A 24,545-nucleotide genomic window follows, 5' to 3' on the forward strand; every position below is an offset into this window, starting at 1 on the left:
TATTAATCGGGAGGTGGTGTATTAATCATTAGCCAAAAAACCCCCAACTCCCGAATAGCCATTGCAAACTGATTAAAATCAACCGGTTTAACGACATAGGCATTGACTCCTAGCTCATAGCTTTTTAATAAATCCTGCTCTTCTTTTGAGGAAGTAAGTACCACAACAGGCGTATGTTTTAAGCACTCTTTGCTTCGGATGGTTTTTAAGACGTCCAGCCCACTGATCTTAGGTAATTTTAAATCTAAAAGTACTAGCGCCGGACTACCTGATGGACAGTCTGCAAAACGTCCTTGACGATTAAGATACATTAGAGCCTCTTCGCCATTCGTCACGCGTATTATATTGTTAGCAATATTATACTCTTGTAACTTAAGCATCGTTAATTCAGCATCATTATCATCGTCTTCCACTAATAAGATTTGTTTTTTTACTTCATCCATAACTCGGTCCTTTTAGGCAATGTAAAATAAATGGTTGTCCCTCGGTTTATCTCACTTTCTGCCCATACTCTGCCACCATGGCGGTTAATTATTTTTGCTACGATAGCAAGACCTATTCCGGTTCCTTCAAACTCTGAATCCTTATGCAGGCGCTGGAACGTTTCAAATATTTTATCGCTGTATTGAGGTTCAAAACCTACACCATTATCGCGAACCGAAATTTCATAATCATCCTGTTTTTCTTGAGCTTTTATTTCAATTAAAGGCTTCTTTTTCTGTTCTGTAAACTTAATGGCATTGCTAATAAGATTCATTAGGACGGATCGCATTAAGTTTTCATCCCCATAAACCGATGGCAAATCACTATATTGCAATGAGATATTTCTATCGCTTATTTCAGTATTAAATTCTTGTTCAATTTCTTTTATGAGTTTATTTAATGAGATAGGCTTCACCTTTAGTACAACTTGCCCGGCTCGAGAAATCTTTAATAAATCATCAATTAAACGACTCATTTTGGCTGCTGCTGCTCCAATAATTGATAAGTGTCGTTTGCCTTCCTCACTAAACTGGTTATTGCGATCTTGTTTCATTAAGTCAATAAACCCAAGAATGTGCCGTAAAGGTGCTTTTAAATCATGTGACACAGAATAACTAAACGCCTCCAACGCTTTATTTGATGCCTCTAAGGCTGCATTTCGTTCTTTAATTTGTTGTTCCATTCGTTTACGTTCAGTAATATCTGAAAAAGAAACCACGGCACCAATCAACTTACCATGTTTACTAAACATCGGTTCCGTTTGATATTCTACAGGAAAGCTTGTTCCGTCTTTACGCCAAAAGACTTCTGATTCAACCAAACGCGATTGACCATCCTTAAACGAAGTGTAAATCGGATAAGTCTCTCGTGGATATGGCGAACTAGGATAACTATGATGGTTGAGAAAAAGCTGAACTTTTCCAAGCATTTCTTCAGGCGCGTATCCAAGCATTTTAGCCCCAACTTGATTAAAAAATATTATTTTTCCCTCACTATCCAAACCATAAATTCCGTGATTGACCGAATCTATAATCAATTGCAGGTTTTTTTTACTAGTGTTCATCATTTGCCAATAATAAACCAATATGGCGAACATCAGAGCAAATGGCAGGCTAAATATTAAAAACCCAGCTGGGATGTAGGATAAGTATTTATCAATAAACAGTGGGGTTGGCCATACAGTTATAGTAAATGGATAGCCATTCAGCGTAAATTGGTGCTGTTGTGCCCATTGCTTACCCTGAATGAAGCTTTCCCCATTAATACTTTCATAAGCGACTTTGTTTTGGTAATACCAAGTGACGTTAATTAACTGTTTTACTGGGGGGGAGAGAAAATCTTCAAACAATTTATGATAGTTATAATATGTGGCTAAATAAGCGCTAGAGGCATCGAGGGGCGACACTGGCATTACAATCCAACTTGCAAAATTATCATTGACAGATAATAAAGGCTGGCTCACAAACGGGTCGATCGTTACTTTAGGTAATTCTTCTTTAATTTGTTCAAGTAACCGCTTTGTTTGCTCAGGCGTTAATTTTGATTGATAGAATTTTGGACTTAGATCCTTATCTAAAATAGTTATTAACATGAGTTCAGAATTATCTTGAAGATAGGATATAGCATCGTTATGCCACTGCTTATTCAGAATATAATGTTGGTCATTGATACGAGTAACCATGCGCTTCAATGCTGAGTGTTGTAATGCAACCACTTCTTTCGCTCTGGTTTCAATTTGTGGCAAGAAACTTGCGATTGCTTTGCGTAAATCCATCCTTTCTTTGAGGGTTAATATTTCAAACAGTCCTATACATAATAGCGAAACAATCACAAAAACAACTAAGGGAGCGAGGTAAACTTGGTTGCTAATACCTGTTTTTAGCGTTTTTAAGAACAGGAAGATCCAAGCAGAAATGGACAACAAAAAAAACAGGGTCGCTGACAACAACGACATGTTTCGTAAACCACCCCAACCAAAGGTTGAGGAAAAGCTAAACGTATAATCAAGCAAAACTAAGCTAGAAAATAAAGCAATTAATGTCGACAACAATAAGGGATAAAAATAAAGTTTTTTAACCAGGCTTCTCTGTAATAACAGCAAGATCAGACCTAGGATTATGAAGCAAAAAGCCGTATTGGGTGCCATTAACCAGACTTTAGTTTCCCGATAGATGACCAAATCGAAGGCTGTAAGAATATATTGTACCAGAATTGCAAAACCGAGCAAAAAGACTAACGCGCCGAAGAATTTAGCGATATAGGATAGGCGACTCGTAGGGAATAAATAATACATTAATAACCCTATACCTGAAAATGAAAAAGCCAGAGCAGTAAAAATATGCATTTGAAGTAAAGGCGGTAACTCAAATAAACATATTGCTTGCATTATCCAAGAAAAAACTTCAGCCAATCCAACAAAGCCTACAATGGCAGCCAGTGTGAATGAAAGAATATTGCAAGTCTTAAAGCTTAGTTTAGTGTTTTTCAACATTTAAATTGATTTTTGCGGTCAACAATGACTCACTCATTATAAGTGTAGCAAATAGATTCAAAACATGGTGAATGGGTACTCGTGTTAAAGGTATTTAGGATGGTGTAATAAAAAAGCCGGGCAACAGTACGCCCGGCATTTAAGATTATCGAACTAGCACATACCTACCGTCATGAATATGATAAGCAACCCCATCGTGATAAACAACGCCTTTTTTACGATAGACTACAATATCGCGATCCGTTGCTTCTTTCCCCACCAAAGCGCCTACACCCGCGCCAACAGCTGCGCCTAAAGGTGTTCCAGTAGCTGCCAAGCCAACACCAGCTCCAGCTGCCGCACCTCCAGTAGCACCTACTTCACCACGGGTTCCACAACCAATCAAACCAGCAGATAGGACACTTACCGCGAGCATTGAGAAAATTAACTGTTTCATTTTAAGTCCTCCTTGAAATAATATTCACTTTTTTCATTACACCAGTTCACTATAGACTAAAAATGTACAATTTGAGAAAATTTAAATTCTTCACTATAGTTGCTTCCAGGATTATTTAAAAAGGATTTAAACAATGCCGGAATTACCGCAAGTAGAAGGTTTTGTGCGTTATTTTAATTCAACTTGTCTTCATAAAATCATTGATACGACGTTTTGTAACGATGAAGACTTTATTGAAAACACAAGCTGTTCTTATTTGCAACGGGTTTTAAATGGTCATCAATTTACAACGGCTTATCGAAGGGGCAAATATCTTGTTGCAAAGCTTAATGATCATGCTCACTTGTTTATTATTCATTTTGGCATGACTGGGAATTTAGAGTATGGATTAAAGAACAATTTCTCAGACGAGAATGAAAAACACGCAAAGATTATCCTTGAATTTCAAAATAATTATCAGCTTTTACTAATAAATGTAAGAAAGCTAGGAAAAATTTTTTTGACTACTTCGCTTGATAATATTGATCCCTTGAGTCAATTGGGTTTTGAATCGCTAGAGATTAGTCAAGACCAATTTTTAAACTTACTAAGTGAACATCAAAATAAAAACATCAAATCATTTTTAATGGATCAAAACCTAATTGCGGGAATTGGCAATGAATTTTCAAACGAAATTTTATTTCAATCAGAAATTGATCCTCACTTACAAATAAAAAAGTTAGAAGATGAGAAGCGAAAAACACTCTATTCTTGTATGCAACACATTCTGAAAGATGCGGTGAATATTTTTATTCACGATAAAAATGCATCACACTACCCTAACTCTTGGTTGTTAGCACATCAAGAGGATATGACTTGCCCCAAAAATAAAAAACATTCCTTAAAAAAAGAAACGATTGCCGGACGCTCAGCAATATTTTGCCCTGAGCATCAAAGCTAACTCATTACACCCCTACGTCGAAAATGTGTCCGGTTCATCAATACCTCCTTGTTTTTCAACAAGAAGAGTTTAGACAAATCCGGACAGTTCTTGCGCTACAGAAGGGGACAGTTTATTTGCTCCCTACACATTTAAATCAAATTTATTTGATTACCTACATCAGCCGATATATATTTGCACAGATTAGATAATTATAGAGCGCCCTACTCCCATGCTTACTAAACTTAGAGAATGAATTGATAATCAAGACGTCACTGCGTTGAGAGCGTTTATTGCTGAACATGAGGAATTAAATTTCGCACGGGATGAAGATGGAAATACCGCATTGATATGGGCGGCCTGTAAAAACAGCAGTGAAGCAGTAAAAGCCATTCTCGAAAGCCCGCAGTGTGATAGTGAGGTTTTAAAAGCACAGAATAATGATGGCTATTCCGCGTTGATGTGGGCGACCAAGAAAAGAAATAGTGACGCAGTGAACGCCATTCTTGCAAGTCCGCATTGCAATAGCGAGGTTTTAAAAACACAGGATTATTTTGGCAATACCGCATTTCAACTAGCGCAGCGTAAGTGGCATCACAAAATAGCTCGAGAAATAGCTAAACATGACCCTTTACTAAGCAATCTCTGTACATGACAAAAAACCTGTCATGTACAGAGCTAAGTAATATTAGCATGATGATTTTGGGTGGTTTTATAGCCGCCGTGGGAATAAGTGCTATCGCTCTTGCATTTACCGTGTTAAATGTCGCCACCTTTGGAGCAGCAGGTATTGCCTTGGCGACGATGGGTGCAGCTGCAACGATATCTGGGCTTGGTTTATTCGCTGTTGGCGCCCATAAGCAAACCCGCCAATCAAGTCGCTTATCACCGCCTGAAGCAGTGTCGTACGAAACACCTGCTGCGGCTAATTAGCGGCAACGACATTAATTTGTTCATGCGTAAAACCGCGGAAAGTCGTCAATGCATACCCGTGATCGTTCAAAATGCTAGCTTTTGGGCGATTCGATTTTTTCGGCAGAACTGCTTTTATAGATTCGCAATAGAGCTTGCTATTACTCATCTATAAAAGCTGTTCTGGCGGAAAAAGCGTATTTGGCGTTAAGCAAGATCGTTTGGATGCCGAGGACAGTAAAGGTTGTGCCAGACTTGACCCGATATCGCGGCAAGTAGGACAGCGGGATAAATTGTCAACAACCCCCTAGTTAAGGTCTTTTCGCAACGTAGCTGGCAATGAATGCATGATTTTTTTCTGCTAAATGATCGCCCAATTTGTATATAATAAATTCAATGGTCGCAGTCACAGCATCTTTGGTATTGACGTTAAGCTGGGTCAATTCTTTTGATACTGGCTCAATAAACTCCTCTAAATTATTAGGGCGATTGGCCTTAGAACTTATCGATAACTTAAGCCGCTTTGCTCAGCTGCTTGACGTAAACTCAGTCGTCTTTGTTTTACCATTTCCAGTAATGCTTTTAATTGCCGCTCTTTATCAGTCATTATTAATACCCCATTGGCCTTGCCTCCTTTCAAGTTATTAGCCTTAAAAAGAAGCGTAGTTGCAAGATGACATTTTTATGGAGTTCCGACATCTGTCTGTTTAATTTCTAGACAGCGGGAAATGCTATACTAAACTAGATATTATTATTGTCATCTAAAACAAGGTAGTTTGATGAACAGATATATTGTGTGCTTGTGCCAATGTTTTCTGGTTTTATTTTTAATCAGTATAACTTATCCGAGTCGTGCCGCTATGCAAGATAATATTTATCCCCAAGTGGCTAGAATAAGTTATTTTGATGGAACCGTCAGCTATTTACCGGCTGGTGAAAAAAAATGGGTTAAAGCTATTTTGAATCGTCCCGCTACCCGGGGAAGTCAGATATGGACTCCAAAACAAGCAAGAGTTGAGCTTCAACTTAGTTATGCTGATATTCAATTGAATAACTTATCTCATTTAAAAATACTTAATCTCACCAATCGAATAACTCAAGTTCAATTAAATCAAGGTTCTATAATTGTTCGAGTTTACAAATTAAATAAAGCACATACTTATGAAGTAAGTACACCGAACTTGGCTTTTACATTTAAACAACCCGGCTATTATCGTATTGATGTAAATAAACAAGATAACACAACAGCTGTTACCGTTAAAAAAGGGAGTGGAACTGCATACGGTGTCGAAGCCACCTTTTCAATAAAATCAGAACGTCAATGCTTTTTTCCCGGCAGGAATCTCCTAAATCCGGTTTGCAGGAAATTACCTAAGCTGGATGCATTTGATAAATGGCGTGAAAAAAAGCAACCTTATGCCAAACAATATACAGCATCTGGCATGATTGGTCGGGTTGATCTTGATCAACATGGTGAATGGATAACAGTTAAAAAATATGGACGTGTTTGGGTGCCAACTAAGGTTTCAAAAAACTGGGCACCTTATAGAACTGGTCGCTGGGTATGGATAAGCAGTTGGGGATGGACGTGGGTCGATGCACAACCATGGGGGTTTGCCCCTTTTCATTACGGACGTTGGGGATATTATGAAAAAAGATGGGTATGGGTTCCTGGCCCTGTAGAAGTGGAGCCAATCTATGCACCAGCTTTGGTAGGCTTTATTGGTGGAACTCAATTTCGCTTGGAAACCAGACCTAGAGTTAGTGGAATTGGATGGTTTCCTCTTGCTCCTGGTGAAGTCTATATACCGCCTTATCAAGTGAACAGAAATTATTTTGTTCAGGTAAATACCAGTAATACTAATATCAACCCGACGTATGTAACTAATATTTATAACAATCAAGATGTAAATATCACTTATCAAAATATAAATACAACGGAAGCGGTTACCGCGGTACCATTAACTACATTTATACAATCTGAGCCAGTATCAGAAAATGTGGTACAATTATCCAGTGAAGAGATAAAAGAGGCTACTATTTCTCAAACAGCTACAGTAGCCCCAACTTCAAGCAGCGTTTTAGGAGCTCCTACCACTACAGAGATCGCACCTTCCATGGGGCAAGATGAAACCACTATCGTCGCAAATGAACCCCCACCACAACCGGCGTCCTTTCAAGAAGAACAAAAAATACTAGAACAGGATCCAGGTGTTCCGCTTGATTCAACTGAATCTGAAAAACTAGCCACCACCGATGAAAATGTTATGCAATCTGAAGCAGCCACTGAAAAAATGGAGCTTTCACCTTCTGAAAAACCTGCTCCTGCACCAGTGGAAAAACCTGCTCCTGCACCAGTGGAAGAGCCTGCTCCTACACCAGTGGAAGAGCCTGCTCCTGCACCAGTGGAAGAGCCTGCTCCTACACCAGTGGAAGAGCCTGCTCCTGCACCAGTGGAAGAGCCTGCTCCTGCACCAGTGGAAGAGCCTGCTCCTGCACCAGTGGAAGAACCTGCTCCTGCACTGGTGGAAGAGCCTGCTCCTGCACCAGTGGAAGAGCCTGCTCCTGCACCAGTGGAAGAGCCTGCTCCTGCACCAGTGGAAGAGCCTGCTCCTGCACCAGTGGAAGAGCCTGCTCCTACATCAGTGGAAGAACCTGCTCCTGCACCAGTGGAAGAGCCTGCTCCTGCACCAGTGGAAGAGCCTGCTCCTACATCAGTGGAAGAACCTGCTCCTGCACCAGTGGAAGAGCCTTCCACTGCATTAGATGAAGAGTCTGCTCCTGCTAGTTAAAGTACGCCAGTGCCAACATCACCGTAACGAGAGCTGGAAGTAGGCTTTCATCACCCCACGTCATCCCGAGCGAAGCGAGGGATCTCCCTTCAGTGGCACAATTTTTAAAGTAACGTTCGATACAAATCAGTCCACTCAGGATTTAATACATGAATCAAATCCTGCTTCGTTTTTTGTGACCATCCGTTGATTTGGTTTTCTCGTTCAATAGGAGTAATGATACTTCCATAAACTTCATAATAAACCAGACGATCCACATTATATTTTTTCGTAAACCCTGCCAGCCAGGAAATGATGCGGTTATCGTTTTATTACAGCAGTCGCAATATTTTACTTCAGCTAGGGGTTGTGTGACTTCAAGTTTGGGCGGTGGAATATCAAAAACTGTTCGCTTCTTAATCCCAATCACCGGCGATGAGGCTAATGAGCAGCGACCGTCCGGACATGTTAATACAGCATGTTTCTTGACAAGATCCGGTGACTCGAGTTGTTTTAACGTTTCGCCCTTGTGACCTTTTTGGCCCCCGCTGGTAAGCCTTCCATGTTCACGAAACGACGTCGTACGAGGTGGTTTAGCTAACCCGTCACTTGATGGAGGCGTTGAGCTATTGCTGCTATTCTTATTCAGACGCTTTTCCAGCTCTGCTATGTTTGCAGCTTGCTGTTGTACGACTTTTTCCAGTTCAGCAACCTTTGCCAAAAGCGTTGATATGGTTTGCTCGTCATCTTTCATGCCGCGATTTGATCATAACCACATAATTTTTTAAGTGTTTTTTTACATTAATTTTATACATGCCATTTGCTGGAGATCCCTCGCTTCGCTCGGGATGACGTGGTTATGTCCGTAGAAGGCATTTCAGGAGGAAGCCAACCAGGTATTACGGTTAGCGATATCATAAAATGGGCTGGAGAAGCCACTCTAACCCATTATAAATGTGAACAATAGTGAATTACAGTTCCACTTGCTTGCCCTTCCAAAGATCACGATCACCCCAAAGCTCCATTCGCCAGCAATTATATTCTACGATGTTTTTTGAATTCATCATAAGATTTATCTCAGGGCCTATATTTTTTAAATACCATTTAAAAGTTTTCCGGGCTTCATCATCTTCTGGAGACACTTCAAACATCAATTTTTCAATCCCAAAGGTCTCAATTAACGCAAAAATAACATCTTTTCGCCAATCGTTTGGATCCGGTATGCCTTCGGTAATACCTTCTGACTCAATCATAAGCGTATGTGCACCGGCATCAAAAAACTGTTTACCCTCCTCCAGCAGCGCATCAACGGATTTAGCGGATTTTATTTTGCTCTGGTAATCGAACTCCTTAGAACCACCCCCAACGCCAGACATAATGGTAATTTCAGGCTTCGCTTTCAGTCCAATTTTTTCAATTTTTTTAACAATTTCGATTTGATCGCTTAGCTTAAAATCATTTGGATGTTCAAACATCCCGCTGGATACTTCAACCACATCAAAGCCTAGCGCCTTAGTTTCTTCTAAATAAGAACCCACTAATGGAGGATTTTGAATCATAATGCGTTCAATAAAGCCACCAGTGTTCACATAGACTTGGTGATGATGAGCCATGCTTGTAAAAACCATCACTTCTTCGGGCGTTAGCAAAGACTGCGTGCCGCCGGCGAACTTCAACCCATCAATATAATGCCCCCAGGTGGTCAATAAACCATGAAGCTGTTGGGTCGTAAACGCTTCATAATACGGCCCTCGTACTTCAGTTAGGCCAGTAGTACGGGGTTTTGGTGGTAATTCTTTTAGATTTACAAATTCAAAACTTCTTTTATAGTTTTCCATATTCACCATCCTTGGTTTTTTCTAGATATTAAGACGTGTCATCAAATCTTATTTTCAACATCTTTGCGTTAAATTGGCTCAATTTTTCTCTAGAACAAATTAATTGATTGTCCTAATTAAGTATATACCCACCTATTACAAAGATTAAATACATCACCATTATCATCCCCCCCATGCTCCTAGTGATTCGCTTCTTCAACATAAATATTGAAATTAAAACCATGGTGACAAAGCAGACTGGCAAATAAAATAATCGCGTTTGAATATCGACCTGAACCGGATGCAACATGGCGATAATCCCTGCATTAAATAAAAAGAATGCAAACACAGAGCCCACCACATTTCCAAAACTAATATCGGCACGCCCTTTTAGCGCTGCCGGCAATTCACGCGCAACTTCCTCAATGCTGACTAAAAACGCCAAAATGATCATTCCGAAAAAGGTATCTGAGATTCCCCAATGACTCATCATGAATTTTGAAGCAAGCACCATCATTTCGCTTCCAAGAATAATCGCAAACAATGACAACAATAAAAGACCTAAGGATTTCAGAGGAGTTTGTCTTTGATTTTTTTGGGTTTTCTCAGAAAAATCATGGGAGGACTCTATGTTATAACCTTGTTTCGACAGAGTTAATAAATACAAAACAAAACCTATAAACCCTAGGAAAAGGATTAAACCATCCAGCCTTGAAAGAGAGCCATCATAGGTTAAAGCGGCAAACAGCAACATTGCCAAATTAGGCAAAATAAGAATACGGACTGGTACTTGTTTAAAGGTCATTGGACACAACATGGCAGTTAGACCAAACGCAAGTCCAATCGCCACCATCGTAGAGCCAATAATACTGCCTAAGACAATCCCTGGCACCTGATTCACTGAGGCAACCGCGCCCACAGCTAGGTTTTCTGGGTCAAATCCAATAAAAATAACGCTCACTACAAACGCTGAAACACCGAAATGAATCGATGTCCCAACGGCACCCTTTACTAGCTTGCCGGCAAAACACAAAACCAAACCCAAACCAACGACAAACACTAAAAGCGAAATGCCAATATTCAATTTTTACCTCCTCACCATCCTAAGTGTATTCAATCCCACACCTGTCAATCATGTCAATTGGGGTATAGAACCCGCGAGAATTATAGTTTTTACAATCCCCTCTTTTTGCTATGCTTACCCTTCATAAATAATCCAGGGAAGAGTCATGCATTTAAGTCGTTTAATTATAGGATTTTTTTTAATAGTAACATTCAGTACACTTATTGCTGCCGATCTTAGCGATAGCGCGATTGACGAGCAGCAAACTGATCAAAGCTTATGTGTTCAGCAGTCGATTAGCCAGTGTCTGGAAAAATGTCAACAATCAGGCGATTCAGATTGTGAAGCATTGTGTGAAGAGAACATTAAAAATGAATGTCGGCAGGCCGGCGAATAGCGGTTACTCAAGCTCAGAGGTACAATCTGGGCAACGCGTTGCTTTAACTGGAATATCGGAGCAACAAAAAGGACACATTTTTATTGCTGGTGGCTTCGCTTCATGTTGCTGAGATAACTTATTCATCTGTCGCACCATCAAAAAAATAATGAACGCGAGAATAATAAAATCAATTAGTGAGCTGATAAATTGGCCATATTTAATGGCTATTTCAGGGTGTGTTGTCGTTTTATTTTGCAAAATGATTGCTAAATTTGAAAAATCAACATTTCCCAACAAAAGCCCCACCGGTGGCATGACAACATCTTGAACCAAGGACGACACCAAGTCACTAAAAGCCGCGCCAATAATAATCCCCACCGCCATATCCACGACGTTCCCTCGTAAAGCAAATTTTTTAAATTCCCGAAGCATGCTAAATTCCTTAATAACGGATGAAGGCAATAGCCGTAACCCAGGATGATTATGGAATAAAGCTATAGAAGTATCAAACATACCCCAAAAATAAAACTTGCTCTTTAAGAATCTGATATGTTCTATTAAAGAGTAACAACGTTTGCTTCAAGGAAGAATTCTATGATAGCGAAAAAAACCACTAAAGATTATTTTCGTTTAATTAAGCAAAATCATAAACGTTATCTTGAAAATAACATGCTCACCCATCTAGAGCTCACTGGAGGATTAAAAAAAGCCAAACTGGTCGAGGAATACACCAAAAAGATCATCCACTTTCGCCCAACTAAAGAGCGATATCTGGATGGCGCCATTCAACAATTACCGCTAAGCTCACGAATCGGTCATGGCGCCCTATCAGCACTGCTTGGCCTAGGAGTTCGTGGGTTAACTGCATCGGCAACCCATAAAATTGGGATCTCTTCAGGCGCATTTAGTACGGTTCTTGCAACTGGTGCGAGCAATATCGCCTACAGAGCTTGGAAAGAAAGCGTCCAAAATGCCTCGGAAGATTTTTCTACCTTTCAAGAAGCTATGAAAGAAGCTGGGTTTAACGACGAGCGCTATAACGCCTTGTCTGCTGCGTTAGTAAAGCTATTTCATTTTCGTGAATGCATCTTGCTAAAACTCGAAGACAATAATGGCATTAATATTCGCGAAGAATTCAAAATGCGTTATTTTCCACAGGAAAAAGGATTTGACGAAGATGCCTTAAATCTGGCGATTGAAGCCTATTTTCTCGATGAACTCAATACTTTATTCAATAGCGCATTTAAAGATATTTATGAACTGCAAGAAGACACAATTAAAAGGGAGAAAAAAAATAACATTTTTGCCTGGTTAAAAAAATTCTTTGAAAAACCTGAACATCGGCAACGATTTTCTCAGCAAATGCAAATTCAGTTCATGGAAGAATGCTTAAATTATCTTGAAACGGAGATTGCTGAACCGAGTTTTTATGCACGTTATCCGTATGTATCCGTCAGTGTGATGGGCCTAGTAGGTGGTCTTGTTGCTTTGAGTTTGGCAGCAGCTGTAATTGGCGGTCCAATTATAGGAATTGTTGGGATTGGGTTGCTGGGTGCTTGCCTCGCTGGAGCCGGTTCCTATTGGGCTTTAAAGAAAGTCGATTCTGTTAAGTATAAACGAACGGGAAGCAACCGCGAAGCCATTGCCTCGACCATCCACAACGTCACCAATGAATGTCGAAGGCTTGATCGCTTAATTAAAAATGCAGTGGAAACTTCGACCGAAGATGTGAAACTGCTACTAAAATATCATAATAATGGCTCCCAAAGCACATTCGAGAAGCTATGTTGGTTTTTTATACATCACCAAGAAATAGCAATGGGAGCAAGTTCTGCCTGGTTACGTGAGTACGCTTCACGTTATCGCCATAGCAAAACCATTGAAATTGAATTGGGTAAAGCGCATCAAGGGATTATAGAAAATAGCGAAAAGCAAACCCTTGAACTTCAAACTCAACTGACTGAATGGATGCTGAAAGGGGCTGATAAATCACTTCCTAAAAAGATTCAACAATTTATTTATGACACACATGATTATTTGAGAAAACCAGAGCATCATGTATTTATCGAGCGATTTGAATTGCTTGAAAAGATACGACAACAAATCTTAGAAATCGTAAGCTCACTGCCTTATATCAGCAATAAAACTCCTCTACCCGAATTATTAACCAAATTTTATACATTACCAGCTTATCAGGGAGGACTTGGAGGGCAGCTAGAGGACTTAACCATGGCTAGATTACTCTGCCCAATAACCTTTCCCTTAGATACTTTATTACTTACAGCTCAGAGAGTTAGCTTTGCTCAGTCAAGAAATGCACATCAAGCCTATCTCTTAAAAGGGGATAATTTCTATCGTAAATTGCTTGGTTTAAGTATTCAGAGTGATTTTGAACTGACTGAGCATAACATTACACCTGGCAATATTAACTGTTATCTTAAACACTCCTTTGATTTTTTATTTTCCTTAAACGATGGGATCCAGATCCAACAAAATGATATAAATCTCACCAAACCATTTAGACTTTCCTATGAGTTTGTGCTTTATCGCACCTTATTAATTAAGCAATTGGCGTCGATTGCAGATCCGAATAACCTTCGAACTGATCCCATCGTACGCTCTGAAATTAACCGCTGGATTGAAGATCATTTAAACATTAACCCCACCGTCGTGTTTAACGATGTGGTCAATCAATCTTTATTTCTTGATGACGAACCATCTTATGTAACAATCTCAGATCCTTTAGGTACCCCTCATCCTGCATCCGACATTAGCTTCATTGCAGAAACCATGCGTCTAGACCTTGCTTACGTCTCCAGGCTTTATACCCCAAGAATGCTTATAGACCAAGAAGCCAAAGACTTTTTATCAACACGTAAAACAAGTGAAAAGTTATTATTTTGCCAATCCAACACCCATAAGCTTATGACTCCAGAAGACACGAAAGCGTATCACATGAAAATTGAACAACTAATTTTAAATACCAGCTTATTTATTGCTCATTTGGCGCAGAACAACACCATCAAAAAATCCAAAACACTAGACTGCTATTTACAAGACATGCTCCAAGAAATTGACGATTTAGTGGTAAGAATTGAGCGTCAAGATCATTTATTTGCGCAAAATTATGACGAACAAAATCCCTCCTACCTTAACTTAGCTCGTGAGTTGCTACAGCAATTCAAACAGGAACTTCAAGCGCTTTTAAACCATAAGTCGAATCATCTTAAGTCCCTTAAAACTGCGCTTGATTTAACTTTCGATGATTGGTCTGCTACACCACCCAAATCGGATTTAATTACCACAACATCGAACAGATTTACTTTTTTTACAAAAACCCTATTACATCATATACGAGATATTCATGAGCCTCTGACTGAGCCGATTAAGACGTCATAACCTTTGTTCGAAATTAAAATAACTCTCTTTTGACCTATACTTACTTTAGGTCTACTTGAAATAATCATGGACGAGTTGACACAATAACTAACGGAATGAATAAGAACTTTTATGATTAAAACACTTCAAGAAGCACTCAATGACGTCATTCTAGGCAAAAGCGATGTCATACGACTTGCTGTAAGTTGTCTTTTGGCCGACGGACACCTACTTTTAGAAGATATCCCCGGAATGGGAAAAACAACGTTAAGCCATGCTTTAGCACATTTTACAGGGATGGAATATCGACGAATTCAGTTTACCAGTGACTTACTCCCCACGGATTTAATTGGCGTATCAATTTATGACGTTGAACACCAGCGGTTTAACTTTCATCCAGGGCCAATTTTTTCACAACTGATTTTGGCCGATGAAATTAATCGGGCCACTCCAAAAACGCAAAGCGCGTTGCTTGAAGCAATGGAAGAACGACAGGTCACCACCGACTCTGGCACTCATCCTCTACCCGCCCCATTTTTCGTGATCGCAACACAAAACCCAGCTCATCACGCTGGAACATTTCTACTCCCAGAGTCGCAACTAGATCGCTTTTTAATGCGTCTATCCATTGGATACCCCTCCCCTGAAGCGGAACGAAGATTACTTCTTGAAGAAGAACAAAGAGGCAAACTAAATCACCTATCACCAGTGATTAACCCCCAACAATTATTAGAATGGCAACAGCAATGCCAATCCATAACTGTCTCTGAACCAGTGTTGGATTACATCCAAGCCATGCTGCAAATCAGTCGCGCACGAGATTGGTTCGAGCATGGCTTAAGTCCTCGTGCTGGTCGTGCGCTACTTCGAGCATCACAGGCTTATGCGTTGGTCTGTGATCGTGATTTTGTAAGACCAGATGATGTCCAAGCCATTATTCCGGCCGTCATCAATCACCGGCTCGTATTTAAACGCTCAGGAGGAGAGCTCACTCCAGCAGACATGCTTTTAAATCATGTTGAGGTGCCAGTGTGAACTTGCCATTAAAGCAATGGATTTTGGAAAAAATACATCGCTGGGTAAGAAAGCGTCACCCAATTGCCAATCCACAGGATCTTCATTCCAATCGAATTTATATTCTGCCTTCAGCATTTGGCTGGCTCTATGGGATTGTTATCCTAACTATGGCAACTGGTGCTATCAATTATCAGCTCAATGCGGCCTATTTTTTTGTTTTTCTATTAGTAATTATTGGCTTGCTCTCTATGTGGCAAACCCATCAGAATTTAAAAAGTTTAAGCATCCAATGTTTGATGATAGATGATGTTGAAGAAGGAAAGCCTGCTAAAATTATGCTCTTCATTAACCCCCACCAACAGCCCCGGTTTGGGTTAACTTTTTCACATACCCAAGGGGAAGTAGTCACTATTGAGAAAACACCGAAAGAGGGTAGAAAAGCCGTAATCCCTCTTGCGACCTATTCGCGGGGGGTATTTAAAATCCCGCCCATTAAAATTTACAGCTATTACCCACTTGGAATATTCAAAGTTTGGTCTTATCTTTATTACGACATGAGCTACTACGTATACCCAGCAGCTAAACACCCGGGGTTCTGGCCTGTTTCCATGAATGAAGAAAGCCTCTTAGATAATCCGATACAACACCCTGGTGATGATAATCTTTACGAACTTCAATTAGTAGAAAGCCCATGGGTACAGGCCAGTCGAATCGCTTGGAAAATTTCTGCACGCAGCAAAGAGTGGTATTTAAAAAAAATGACCAATCCAGCTGGCGAATATTGGCTGTTTAGCTTAGAAGATTTGCATGAAACTGATCTTGAAACCAATTTACAATATTTAAGCTATTGGATTCAAACCGCTGAACAATTGAAGCAACCTTATGCTTTAGAATTACACGGCAAACGCTCTGATTTTGCATTTGGAGAAGAGCATAAGCAAGCCTGTTTACGAACGTTAGCGGTGTATTAATGCACGTTTATTATGACGAGCAAATTCCTTTAACCACTTTAAGACATGGCTTATTGGTGATGGGATTTTGCTACTTGCCACATCTCGCAACCACACCATGGTGGCTTTCCATTTTTGCTCTCGCGGCAATCAGTTATCGTTTGGCCGGCAGTTATTGGAATTATCCTGTACCACCGTTATGGATTCGAATCGTCCTAGCCATTAGTGTTTTACTCATCTTAAGATGGTATTATGGGGAGTTTTTATCAAGCGGCTTTTTTATAGGGGTACTCGTCACTTTTTTTTGGTTAAAACTAATTGAATTACATCGCAAGCGCGATTTACGAGCCATCATTTTAATTAGCTTTTATGTCATTTTTACCGCCCTAATCACACATACCAATTTGTGGATTTTCTTTTATGTCATTATAGCGGTACTCGCAAACTTATCCCTTCTGTTAAAAATTCAGCTCCCCTCGTCGCCCTTTGTTAGATTGAGCCGCAATAGTTTTATTATCATAGCGATTGCTATCCCTGTCAGCGTTCTGATGTTTTTTGTTTTTCCTCGCATTACGACACCAATGTGGCTTATTAATTTACCACCAACAGGTCAAACGGCATTTAAAGAAACGATGAACCCAGGTTCGATTGCATCATTACAAACTAACGACACGACAGCCATGAGAATTATGTTTAATAACCCAGCCAAAGCAGGAATAAAGATATATTGGAACGGCTTAGCATTAAGTCATTATGATGGAGTTAGTTGGAGTGAGCCCACTAAAAAAGCGTTTGTTTATTTACCCTTAACGCTTCTGTCCACAAAAGAAGAAGCAGACTATGAAATTCTTCTCGAAGGTCATGAAAAGCCGTGGCTTTTTTACATGGAAGAGCCGATTGCAGGTTGGCCAAAACTGAAATATTCTTCCAATACTGGTTTAACCAGACTTGATTTTCAAGCCATTAATCAACGCTTTGCTTATGCTGTAAATTCTACCCCTCATGGGTACTATCCACTAAATCGCTTATTGTTGCAGCAAAATTTGCAATTACCGCAGAATGCAAGCCCTAAGCTTAAACGCTGGGCAACGGAGCAAATGATTAATGCCCGTTACAATCCTACAAAATTTACTCAACAAGTCCTCAATTACATTAGAGATAATCCGTTCTGGTATAAATTACAACCCGAACCAATTGGACAAGATACTTACCAACTTGACCGCTTTTGGTTTGACACGCGTGAAGGCTATTGCGAGCACTATTCCAGCGCCGTAGCGTTTATTTATCGTGCAGCTGGGATTCCTGCACGCGTGATGCTCGGGTACTATGGTGGTGAGTGGAATCCAATTGGAAAGTATTTAAATGTTCGCCAAAAAGATGCCCACGCTTGGGTCGAATATTGGCAAAATAATATCGGGTGGATCCGCGTCGATCCAACGGCAGCCATCCCTGATTATCGTATTGATACAACCCTTTTAGATGAACGAGAACCAAGTCATGCGTTTTATATGGATTGGGAAAACTATCAGCTAGACCTACCTTGGCTTGAACGAATGAAAATACTCTATGACTCCTATAAGTTTTTCTGGGAGCGTTGGTTGTTATTTTATAATCAAGAACGTCAGCAGGAATTATTTCGATCTCTTGGATTTGGTCGTTGGGATTTAGGTCTTTTACTCCAGATTTGGATTGGTATTGTCTTAGTCTTTTTATTCTTTGGATGGGCCTGGTTTCACTGGCAAGGAAAGCGAGAAGATCCACTCACTCGCGAATACAAACGATTGCAGCAAGAGCTCAAGCGGTTGAATATCCCCGTAGCCCCCCCCGTTTCTTTATTGGCTCAACTTGCTATTTTAAAGAAAAAACATCCTAACTTAGATTTAATTGTTTCCGAGTTTATCGCTAACTATGAATCCATGCGATTAAAAAAACCCTATGATAAAAATTCTTCAGGCCGTATAGAAACACAGACGATACTAAAGGAGCTCCGCAATCAATTAAGAAGGATTTGAAGGAGGAATCGCGTTAGCTTGTTCTTCAAACTTTATAATTGTTTTTAAACCTTCATCGGTTAAAGACAAATAATTATAGTCTGGATCGGCTGTTGTGCGTTGCATCCACTTATTGGCAATGCAGATATCTGCTAATCGCTCAAGATCAGTCAGGCTCGTTTCTATTTTGTATAAATATTTGAGTTGATTCACCATGTTTACATCCACATTAAGAAACACAGCGTCATTTGACAGCCCACGTGCACGCATTTCATTATAAAATACTGCCAACAAACCAAGTTCGTTCATAAGAGCTCCAGATGCCAGAATAGTATTAATAGTGTAGTCGATTGCTAGCGCTAGTGCTTGTTAGTGTTAGTCTTTTTCTACTCCGCAATTTTGATTGGCTGGTACAGCTATGTGCATTAGTTTAGGATTCGGTAAATTTAACCCCGCCATTAAAGTCACATATTGTTCACGTGAGATTCCTTTCAGTCTCGGATTAAATAATTTTTCCTCACCGATAGTACTAACAGTCATGCCATTATAATCATGCCCAGGATAAACTAACGTTTCATCAGGTAAAGAAAACAAACGCTCGTGGATGCTTGAATATTGCTGGGAGGAATCACCATGCTGAAAATCAGTACGACCAGTGCCGCGAATAAAAAGCGTATCACCTGTGAAGACTCGGTCATTCATTAAAAAACAATAAGAATCATCGGTATGTCCAGGGGTATATAAAACCTGCAATTCAAACCCATCAAACCTCAATAGTTCATGATCATGAAATCGTTTTGTCACACCACTTGCTTGGCTTTGCTCACCCATCATCGATTCACATCCCAGTACTCGATTTAACGTCCCTAATGCGGTGATGTGATCAGCATGTAAATGCGTATCTAGGGCTGCCACTAAATTTAAGCCTAGCTGTTTAATCAAGTTAAGATACTGGTCGATTTTAGATTTAACTGGATCAATAATCACAGCGTCAGATCCTAAATTTCGAGCAATTAAATACGTATAGGTGAATGAATCATGATCAAAAAGTTGTCTAAATAACATCTCAAAACTCCGATTTATCCTGTATTGCGTGAAAATCTTAATAACGCATGGTTCGCTCGAGCTACGGCATTATCCATCGCTTGCCTTGGTGTTTTGATTCCGGAGAATATCGCCTCCAACGCTTCATCATTAATGACTCTTAGTTGATTCTGCATTCTCGCTTCAATAGCGCCCCCTCTGTTTATTAATTCCTGCTGTGCCAGTTGAAGCGTTACAAGGTTCATTTTTTCCTGTAACGGCTCATAGATCCCCGTTATTCCAATGGGTAAATAACCGGTATTCTGATGCCACTGCAATTGTACTTCGGGGAGAGACAAAAACTCCAAGAAACGCGCAACCCCTTTATAAACTAAACTTGAATGTCCTTCAATCACCCAAAGTGCGGCCCCGCCGGAAACATTAGGATAACGATTGGTAGAGATTTCGTTGTCCAAAGGCATCATTGCCATTCCAACTTGAAACGAAACCAGTTTTGCTAAGCTACTATACGCTCCTGAAGATTGTGAATAAACTGGACATCGACCACTGGTAAATAAGACGCTTGAATCATCGGTACGCCCTCCGTATTCAAAATAATGTTTGTTCTGCCATCTTTTTAATCGCTCAAGAAAATGAATAATTTCATCATTATTATATAGAGCATTGGTTGGAGAACGATTAATTAAAGGCAGACCATGTAATGCCGAAAACGATTCAATAAATATCCAGGCCGGATTAGCGCTGGTATATACACAGGGATACCCCAAATGTCTTAACTTTGCCGCTAAGGTTTCAAACTCATCCCAGGTTTTGGGAAAGTTTGAGCGGTTATAACCGACCTTTGCCAGTGCGTCTGCATTATAGAACATTACAGGAATTGAAATATTAAATGGCATTGCCTTTAAACGACCATTAATCGAATAATATGCTCTAACCACAGGGAAAAAACTGTCTTCCGGCAAGCTAAGACCATTATCACGCATGATCGTATCAACCGGTTTAATGATCCCCATAGGTGCTAACATCGTTGGAGTACCAATTTCAAAGACTTGCACTAAGGGCGGTGCTTGCTTTGCTCGAAACGCTGCGGCAAGACTACTTAGACACTCGTTATAATCCCCTTTGTAGATAGGTTTTACAGTAAATTCTGTTTGACTGCGATTAAATGCATCCGCCAAGCGAGCGACTTCTGCTCCTAAGTCGCCGGCCAATGAATGCCAAAACACCAGTTCAGTCGATTTTGCAAAAACGCTGTTCCCCCAAACGCTTAGAAGACATATAAAGCATATACATCTAATCCGTCTAGAGAGCTTAAGTATCATGACTTAATCCTAGGTATTAGAAAGCATAAATCGAGCCTTAAATTGAAAACAATTTAGGCTCAAGCCAATAAGTCTGGATAGTCGCTAAAAATAGCATTAACACCCCATTCAAACAATTTATGAGCCAAGCGTCTACGATTAACCGTGTAGATCAAAACTTTGTAACCCTTATCTTTAATTGCAGCAATTCTTACTTTATTGGCTGCTTTTACACTTAAGTGAATCGAAACGCATTGCAGTTCATCGGCCAGTTTATACCAATTCTCATCCCAGGTATGAAGCAACAATCCTAAAGGAGCTTCAGGAGAAAGATCCCGGCAAAGTTTTAATACATCAGGTTCAAAACTGGAAAGCAACGGCAGTGGTTTACTGCTAGGCCAGTGACGATTTAAAGAGGTCAAAACAGCGACTGTGGTTTCTTCTAATTTTCCAGCAGTGGGCTTGATTTCGATATTTGCATGCACTTTTGAGCTAATCATCCATTGAAGGACATCCGATAAAGTAGGAATGCTTTCCCCACGAAATCGTTTTGAAAACCATCCTCCTGCGTCGAGTTCGAGTAGTTCTTTTGCTGACTTTTTAGCAAACGGTCCCCGTCCATTAGTAGTTCTTTTTAAGGAATCATCGTGAAAAACGAATGGCTCGCCATCTTCACTCAACATAACGTCAAATTCGATAAAATGACATCCCAATGCCAGAGCTTTCTTAAAAGCAGCCATTGTATTTTCTGGTGCATAAGCTGAAGCACCACGATGTGCAATTATGGGTTCAAAGTCTAACAACATCAACTCTCCTGCTTTCGATTTGAAGCCACTTGTACCAGAGCCGTCATGGTTAGTTCATTACTAACCGCAACAGCCGGGGCACTGGCAGCAGCCAAGGCCATGGTGTTCACAAGTTCCCGTGCTTTAAAGGCTTGGGGCTGAGGTTGGGCATCCCCTTCCACAAAAATTAACTGATGCAGACTATAGGATTGTCCAGAGTACACTTGATTTAAACGGCTTAATTCCTGATGGGCTTGTTGATACAACGTTTGGCGCAATTGATTTTTAGCCTCTTGCACTTCTTCCAAACTAGGTTTGAATTCAATAGAACTAATTTCATAATTCATTCCTGGCTTGCTCACTGTTTTTGCGTTTTTATAGACATTAGGCAGCACGTGTTGATCCACTCGTGCTCTGGCAAGAACCGTGAGCTTTTCAAGCCCGGAGCTATCTTGTGAGCGATCAAACTGGACAATATGCCATGCTCCTGCAGCGATTTTATCTAAGCTATCAGTAATTTCTGCGCGTGCTTTGATTAAATCTGTATTTGTTAGAGTTGCGTTGATACTGACATTAACCAAGGCACTTTTGGTGGTCACCCACTGTCTGGCTGTGACTTGAAAGCTAACTTTATCTAAGACCAGATCGGGTGGAACAGAATCTGTAAATCCCATCGAGCTGAAAAAAAACGTGACCAACATCACTGCTGCTTTTTTCATTATTTTCTCCTGAAGTAGGAATTTTTAAAAAGCGAGAAGCACTTTAATTTACCTAGAGAACAATTCTATTGTAAAGGATATCCTAAAGCAAAAAATTGGCATCAATGCGAGTTAACGCAATGCTCCGTTTTTCATAGGCTAATTCGGACCTTCCCCCGTAAGGGTGTACTTGTTCCGTTTTTTAACTCTAATATATGACAAAAATTCTATCATGGCCGCGCATTATGATTGATTTAGAGTTAAAATAAGACTATAACTTTAGACAGAATTCACCAAGGGAGCTTACCTCCATGATCTCCATTGACACTATTGAGGCAAATTCAAGCATCAATCAAGAAGATTTTCTAGATTACGCAATCACGCGAGGATTTGGTGATCTTCATTTTAAAGTGGACCCTGAATCCGGCATGAAAGCCATTATAGCCATTCATAGCACCAAGCTAGGTCCAGCATTGGGTGGTTGTCGTTTCATTTCTTATCCCAATACCCATTCTGCATTAATGGATGCTATGCGTTTAGCTCGTGGTATGAGTTATAAAGCTGCACTAACTAATCTCCCCTTAGGTGGAGGAAAATCCGTTATCATAAAACCCTCAATGCCTTACAATCGCCGAGCTTATTTAGAACAGTTTGGTCGATTTGTTCAAGAGTTGAATGGGCGTTACATTACTGCGTTAGATAGCGGTACTGATTTAAATGACATGGATGTCATTGCAAAACAAACCCCTTACGTCGCCAGTTTATCCAGTTACAATGGTGACCCTTCTCCTTATACTGCAATGGGTGTATTGCGGGGAATACAAGCGGCCGTTGAGTTCAAACTTAAAAAACACAAATTAAATGGCTTACATATCACCGTTCAAGGGTTAGGTCATGTGGGGTATCAATTGGCAAAACACCTCCATGAGCTAGGCGTACGTTTAACCGTTGCCGATATCGACCCAACGCGCGTCCAACAGGCAGTCAATGAATTTGGAGCGATATCTGTTCCTACAGAAGAAATTCATAAAGTCCCCTGTGATGTTTATGCTCCTTGTGCGCTTGGTGCCATAATTAATGATATTACCATTCATCAATTGCAAACCCCAATCATTGCAGGAGCCGCCAACAACCAATTAGCTCATACCTACCATGGGCAACAATTGCATGATAAAGGTATTTTATATGCTACAGACTACGTGATAAATGCAGGCGGTTTAATTTTTGCTGCAAGTAAATATTTACACACATCAGAGGAAAAAGTTAAACAGCAAATCGATGGTATCCGTACCAGTTTGCTAGAAATCTTTGAGCGTTCACTGCAAGAAGATAAACCCGTCAGTGTTATTGCGGATACCTTAGCCCAAGAAAAATTAGCCTAATTAAAAAAATATGAAACATTTAAATATGACTGAGGAATTGCATGATTACATTCTTGCAAAATCCCTGCGAGAGCACCCGGTTCAACAAGAGTTACGAGAAGAAACCGCCAAAATGCCACTGGCCATCATGCAAATTTCTCCGATTCAGGCTCAATTCATGCAACTGCTGATTCGTCTAATTAAGGCAGAAAAAGTATTAGAGTTAGGCACATTTACTGGCTACAGTGCCTTGTCTATGGCGTTAGCCTTACCCGATCATGGGCGGCTTGTTACCTGCGACCTCAATGAGGAATGGACCAATATTGCTAAACCTTATTGGGAAAAAGCAAATCAAGCCAATAAAATTGAGCTTCGACTGGGCTCTGCCTTAACCTCTATGCAACAATTGTTGAATGAGGGGCTAGCTCATCAATTTGATTTGATTTTCATTGATGCCGATAAAACAAATTATCTAAATTATTACGAGCAAAGCTTAAAATTAATTCAGCCAAATGGTCTAATCATCATCGATAACGTGTTATGGAATGGAAAAGTTATTGATGAGTCAGAAACAGGCGGCCAAACACGAGAAATACGCCGAATCAATGATTTCTTAGAACATGATGATCGTGTCCACATTTCGATGTTGCCTATTTCGGACGGTCTTTTTTTAGTGCAACCTAAATCACAGTTTTAAACAACCGCGTATAAAGTTTTTCGCGTTGCCTGAAGTAGCCGCTAACGATTAC

Annotated in this window: 23 protein-coding genes; 11 read left to right on the forward strand and 12 right to left on the reverse strand. The window is 40.2% G+C overall.

Annotated features, from left to right (window positions below; translation table 11 throughout):
• Window positions 1-2: 2 nt before the first annotated feature.
• From E1O47_RS00540 to E1O47_RS12395, 3 genes are all read right to left on the reverse strand, one after another.
• The gene (locus E1O47_RS00540; RefSeq protein ID WP_133129319.1) at window positions 3-443 is read right to left on the reverse strand and encodes a response regulator; all 441 of its coding nucleotides are present in this window, start codon (window positions 441-443) and stop codon (window positions 3-5) included.
• Window positions 431-2,974: a PAS domain-containing sensor histidine kinase gene (locus E1O47_RS00545; RefSeq protein WP_133129320.1), complete on the reverse strand. Its 2,544-nt coding sequence runs from the start codon at window positions 2,972-2,974 to the stop codon at window positions 431-433. The genes E1O47_RS00540 and E1O47_RS00545 overlap by 13 nt, the downstream gene beginning before the upstream one ends.
• Before the next feature lie 145 nt (window positions 2,975-3,119).
• Window positions 3,120-3,410 (reverse strand): glycine zipper domain-containing protein, encoded by a 291-nt coding sequence (locus tag E1O47_RS12395; RefSeq protein ID WP_207384267.1) that lies wholly within the window; start codon window positions 3,408-3,410, stop codon window positions 3,120-3,122.
• Window positions 3,411-3,543: 133 nt separating this feature from the next.
• On the opposite strand from E1O47_RS12395, the gene E1O47_RS00555 reads away from it, so the two are divergent.
• The 4 genes from E1O47_RS00555 to E1O47_RS00570 all read left to right on the forward strand — a co-directional run bounded on the left by E1O47_RS00555 (window position 3,544) and on the right by E1O47_RS00570 (window position 8,033).
• Window positions 3,544-4,350 carry a DNA-formamidopyrimidine glycosylase family protein gene (locus E1O47_RS00555; protein WP_133129321.1) on the forward strand — a complete coding sequence of 269 codons (807 nt, stop codon included), beginning with the start codon at window positions 3,544-3,546 and terminating at the stop codon, window positions 4,348-4,350.
• Window positions 4,351-4,585: 235 nt separating this feature from the next.
• A complete protein-coding gene (locus tag E1O47_RS00560; protein WP_133129322.1) occupies window positions 4,586-4,984 on the forward strand; it encodes an ankyrin repeat domain-containing protein in 399 nt (132 codons plus the stop codon).
• Complete coding sequence (locus E1O47_RS00565; RefSeq protein WP_133129323.1) at window positions 4,981-5,262, forward strand: hypothetical protein; 282 nt, start codon at window positions 4,981-4,983, stop codon at window positions 5,260-5,262. Before E1O47_RS00560 ends, E1O47_RS00565 begins: the two co-directional genes overlap by 4 nt.
• Before the next feature lie 758 nt (window positions 5,263-6,020).
• Window positions 6,021-8,033, forward strand: a complete 2,013-nt coding sequence (locus tag E1O47_RS00570) for a DUF6600 domain-containing protein (protein WP_133129324.1) — start codon at window positions 6,021-6,023, stop codon at window positions 8,031-8,033.
• A gap of 154 nt (window positions 8,034-8,187) precedes the next feature.
• On the opposite strand, the gene E1O47_RS00575 is transcribed toward E1O47_RS00570, so the two are convergent.
• From E1O47_RS00575 to E1O47_RS00585, 3 genes are all read right to left on the reverse strand, one after another.
• Window positions 8,188-8,766, reverse strand: coding sequence for a DUF6444 domain-containing protein (locus E1O47_RS00575; RefSeq protein WP_133129325.1), 579 nt, complete (start codon window positions 8,764-8,766; stop codon window positions 8,188-8,190).
• A 217-nt stretch (window positions 8,767-8,983) separates the two neighbouring features.
• Window positions 8,984-9,850 carry a phosphosulfolactate synthase gene (locus E1O47_RS00580; protein WP_242601944.1) on the reverse strand — a complete coding sequence of 289 codons (867 nt, stop codon included), beginning with the start codon at window positions 9,848-9,850 and terminating at the stop codon, window positions 8,984-8,986.
• A 112-nt stretch (window positions 9,851-9,962) separates the two neighbouring features.
• A complete protein-coding gene (locus E1O47_RS00585; protein WP_133129326.1) occupies window positions 9,963-10,913 on the reverse strand; it encodes a sodium:calcium antiporter in 951 nt (316 codons plus the stop codon).
• Between the two features lie 145 nt (window positions 10,914-11,058).
• Between E1O47_RS00585 and E1O47_RS00590 the strand changes: the two genes are divergently transcribed.
• The gene (locus E1O47_RS00590) at window positions 11,059-11,289 is read left to right on the forward strand and encodes a hypothetical protein (RefSeq protein WP_133129327.1); all 231 of its coding nucleotides are present in this window, start codon (window positions 11,059-11,061) and stop codon (window positions 11,287-11,289) included.
• Window positions 11,290-11,292: 3 nt separating this feature from the next.
• Here E1O47_RS00590 and mscL read toward each other — a convergent pair whose 3' ends face one another.
• Window positions 11,293-11,703 (reverse strand): large-conductance mechanosensitive channel protein MscL, encoded by a 411-nt coding sequence (gene mscL / locus E1O47_RS00595; RefSeq protein ID WP_133129328.1) that lies wholly within the window; start codon window positions 11,701-11,703, stop codon window positions 11,293-11,295.
• 162 nt (window positions 11,704-11,865) lie between these two features.
• Here mscL and E1O47_RS00600 point away from each other — a divergent pair, with 162 nt between their 5' ends.
• From E1O47_RS00600 to E1O47_RS00615, 4 genes are all read left to right on the forward strand, one after another.
• The gene (locus E1O47_RS00600; protein WP_133129329.1) at window positions 11,866-14,670 is read left to right on the forward strand and encodes a hypothetical protein; all 2,805 of its coding nucleotides are present in this window, start codon (window positions 11,866-11,868) and stop codon (window positions 14,668-14,670) included.
• Window positions 14,671-14,781: 111 nt separating this feature from the next.
• Window positions 14,782-15,684: an AAA family ATPase gene (locus E1O47_RS00605; RefSeq protein WP_133129330.1), complete on the forward strand. Its 903-nt coding sequence runs from the start codon at window positions 14,782-14,784 to the stop codon at window positions 15,682-15,684.
• Window positions 15,681-16,637: a hypothetical protein gene (locus tag E1O47_RS00610; protein WP_133129331.1), complete on the forward strand. Its 957-nt coding sequence runs from the start codon at window positions 15,681-15,683 to the stop codon at window positions 16,635-16,637. The genes E1O47_RS00605 and E1O47_RS00610 overlap by 4 nt, the downstream gene beginning before the upstream one ends.
• A complete protein-coding gene (locus E1O47_RS00615; protein WP_133129332.1) occupies window positions 16,637-18,628 on the forward strand; it encodes a transglutaminase TgpA family protein in 1,992 nt (663 codons plus the stop codon). Before E1O47_RS00610 ends, E1O47_RS00615 begins: the two co-directional genes overlap by 1 nt.
• Here the strand turns inward: E1O47_RS00615 and E1O47_RS00620 are convergent.
• The 5 genes from E1O47_RS00620 to E1O47_RS00640 all read right to left on the reverse strand — a co-directional run bounded on the left by E1O47_RS00620 (window position 18,614) and on the right by E1O47_RS00640 (window position 22,456).
• Window positions 18,614-18,916: a hypothetical protein gene (locus E1O47_RS00620; RefSeq protein ID WP_133129333.1), complete on the reverse strand. Its 303-nt coding sequence runs from the start codon at window positions 18,914-18,916 to the stop codon at window positions 18,614-18,616. The genes E1O47_RS00615 and E1O47_RS00620 overlap by 15 nt on opposite strands.
• 66 nt (window positions 18,917-18,982) lie before the next feature.
• Window positions 18,983-19,672 carry an MBL fold metallo-hydrolase gene (locus tag E1O47_RS00625; RefSeq protein WP_133129334.1) on the reverse strand — a complete coding sequence of 230 codons (690 nt, stop codon included), beginning with the start codon at window positions 19,670-19,672 and terminating at the stop codon, window positions 18,983-18,985.
• A gap of 14 nt (window positions 19,673-19,686) precedes the next feature.
• Window positions 19,687-20,973, reverse strand: a complete 1,287-nt coding sequence (locus E1O47_RS00630; protein ID WP_133129335.1) for an extracellular solute-binding protein — start codon at window positions 20,971-20,973, stop codon at window positions 19,687-19,689.
• 59 nt (window positions 20,974-21,032) lie between these two features.
• The gene (gene ugpQ, locus E1O47_RS00635) at window positions 21,033-21,758 is read right to left on the reverse strand and encodes a glycerophosphodiester phosphodiesterase (RefSeq protein WP_133129336.1); all 726 of its coding nucleotides are present in this window, start codon (window positions 21,756-21,758) and stop codon (window positions 21,033-21,035) included.
• Window positions 21,758-22,456: a hypothetical protein gene (locus E1O47_RS00640; RefSeq protein ID WP_133129337.1), complete on the reverse strand. Its 699-nt coding sequence runs from the start codon at window positions 22,454-22,456 to the stop codon at window positions 21,758-21,760. The genes ugpQ and E1O47_RS00640 overlap by 1 nt, the downstream gene beginning before the upstream one ends.
• Before the next feature lie 290 nt (window positions 22,457-22,746).
• On the opposite strand from E1O47_RS00640, the gene E1O47_RS00645 reads away from it, so the two are divergent.
• Window positions 22,747-23,817 (forward strand): Leu/Phe/Val dehydrogenase, encoded by a 1,071-nt coding sequence (locus E1O47_RS00645; RefSeq protein ID WP_133129338.1) that lies wholly within the window; start codon window positions 22,747-22,749, stop codon window positions 23,815-23,817.
• Window positions 23,818-23,827: 10 nt separating this feature from the next.
• Window positions 23,828-24,493, forward strand: a complete 666-nt coding sequence (locus E1O47_RS00650; protein ID WP_133129339.1) for a class I SAM-dependent methyltransferase — start codon at window positions 23,828-23,830, stop codon at window positions 24,491-24,493.
• Window positions 24,494-24,545 lie beyond the last annotated feature (52 nt).

Source organism: Legionella yabuuchiae (assembly GCF_900640115.1).
Classification (GTDB): domain Bacteria; phylum Pseudomonadota; class Gammaproteobacteria; order Legionellales; family Legionellaceae; genus Legionella_A; species Legionella_A yabuuchiae.

Bases quoted from the DNA above. Each gene is read 5' to 3' on its own strand.
- E1O47_RS00640 (WP_133129337.1), bottom strand. From the start codon at position 22,456: ATGAAAAAAGCAGCAGTGATGTTGGTCACGTTTTTTTTCAGCTCGATG.
- E1O47_RS12395 (WP_207384267.1), bottom strand. From the start codon at position 3,410: ATGAAACAGTTAATTTTCTCAATGCTCGCGGTAAGTGTCCTATCTGCT.
- E1O47_RS00555 (WP_133129321.1), top strand. From the start codon at position 3,544: ATGCCGGAATTACCGCAAGTAGAAGGTTTTGTGCGTTATTTTAATTCA.
- E1O47_RS00540 (WP_133129319.1), bottom strand. From the start codon at position 443: ATGGATGAAGTAAAAAAACAAATCTTATTAGTGGAAGACGATGATAAT.
- E1O47_RS00575 (WP_133129325.1), bottom strand. From the start codon at position 8,766: ATGAAAGATGACGAGCAAACCATATCAACGCTTTTGGCAAAGGTTGCT.
- mscL (WP_133129328.1), bottom strand. From the start codon at position 11,703: ATGCTTCGGGAATTTAAAAAATTTGCTTTACGAGGGAACGTCGTGGAT.
- E1O47_RS00570 (WP_133129324.1), top strand. From the start codon at position 6,021: ATGAACAGATATATTGTGTGCTTGTGCCAATGTTTTCTGGTTTTATTT.
- E1O47_RS00565 (WP_133129323.1), top strand. From the start codon at position 4,981: ATGACAAAAAACCTGTCATGTACAGAGCTAAGTAATATTAGCATGATG.
- E1O47_RS00600 (WP_133129329.1), top strand. From the start codon at position 11,866: ATGATAGCGAAAAAAACCACTAAAGATTATTTTCGTTTAATTAAGCAA.
- E1O47_RS00605 (WP_133129330.1), top strand. From the start codon at position 14,782: ATGATTAAAACACTTCAAGAAGCACTCAATGACGTCATTCTAGGCAAA.
- E1O47_RS00620 (WP_133129333.1), bottom strand. From the start codon at position 18,916: ATGAACGAACTTGGTTTGTTGGCAGTATTTTATAATGAAATGCGTGCA.
- E1O47_RS00650 (WP_133129339.1), top strand. From the start codon at position 23,828: ATGAAACATTTAAATATGACTGAGGAATTGCATGATTACATTCTTGCA.
- ugpQ (WP_133129336.1), bottom strand. From the start codon at position 21,758: ATGTTGTTAGACTTTGAACCCATAATTGCACATCGTGGTGCTTCAGCT.
- E1O47_RS00630 (WP_133129335.1), bottom strand. From the start codon at position 20,973: ATGATACTTAAGCTCTCTAGACGGATTAGATGTATATGCTTTATATGT.
- E1O47_RS00615 (WP_133129332.1), top strand. From the start codon at position 16,637: ATGCACGTTTATTATGACGAGCAAATTCCTTTAACCACTTTAAGACAT.
- E1O47_RS00580 (WP_242601944.1), bottom strand. From the start codon at position 9,850: ATGGAAAACTATAAAAGAAGTTTTGAATTTGTAAATCTAAAAGAATTA.
- E1O47_RS00645 (WP_133129338.1), top strand. From the start codon at position 22,747: ATGATCTCCATTGACACTATTGAGGCAAATTCAAGCATCAATCAAGAA.
- E1O47_RS00545 (WP_133129320.1), bottom strand. From the start codon at position 2,974: ATGTTGAAAAACACTAAACTAAGCTTTAAGACTTGCAATATTCTTTCA.
- E1O47_RS00625 (WP_133129334.1), bottom strand. From the start codon at position 19,672: ATGTTATTTAGACAACTTTTTGATCATGATTCATTCACCTATACGTAT.
- E1O47_RS00590 (WP_133129327.1), top strand. From the start codon at position 11,059: ATGCATTTAAGTCGTTTAATTATAGGATTTTTTTTAATAGTAACATTC.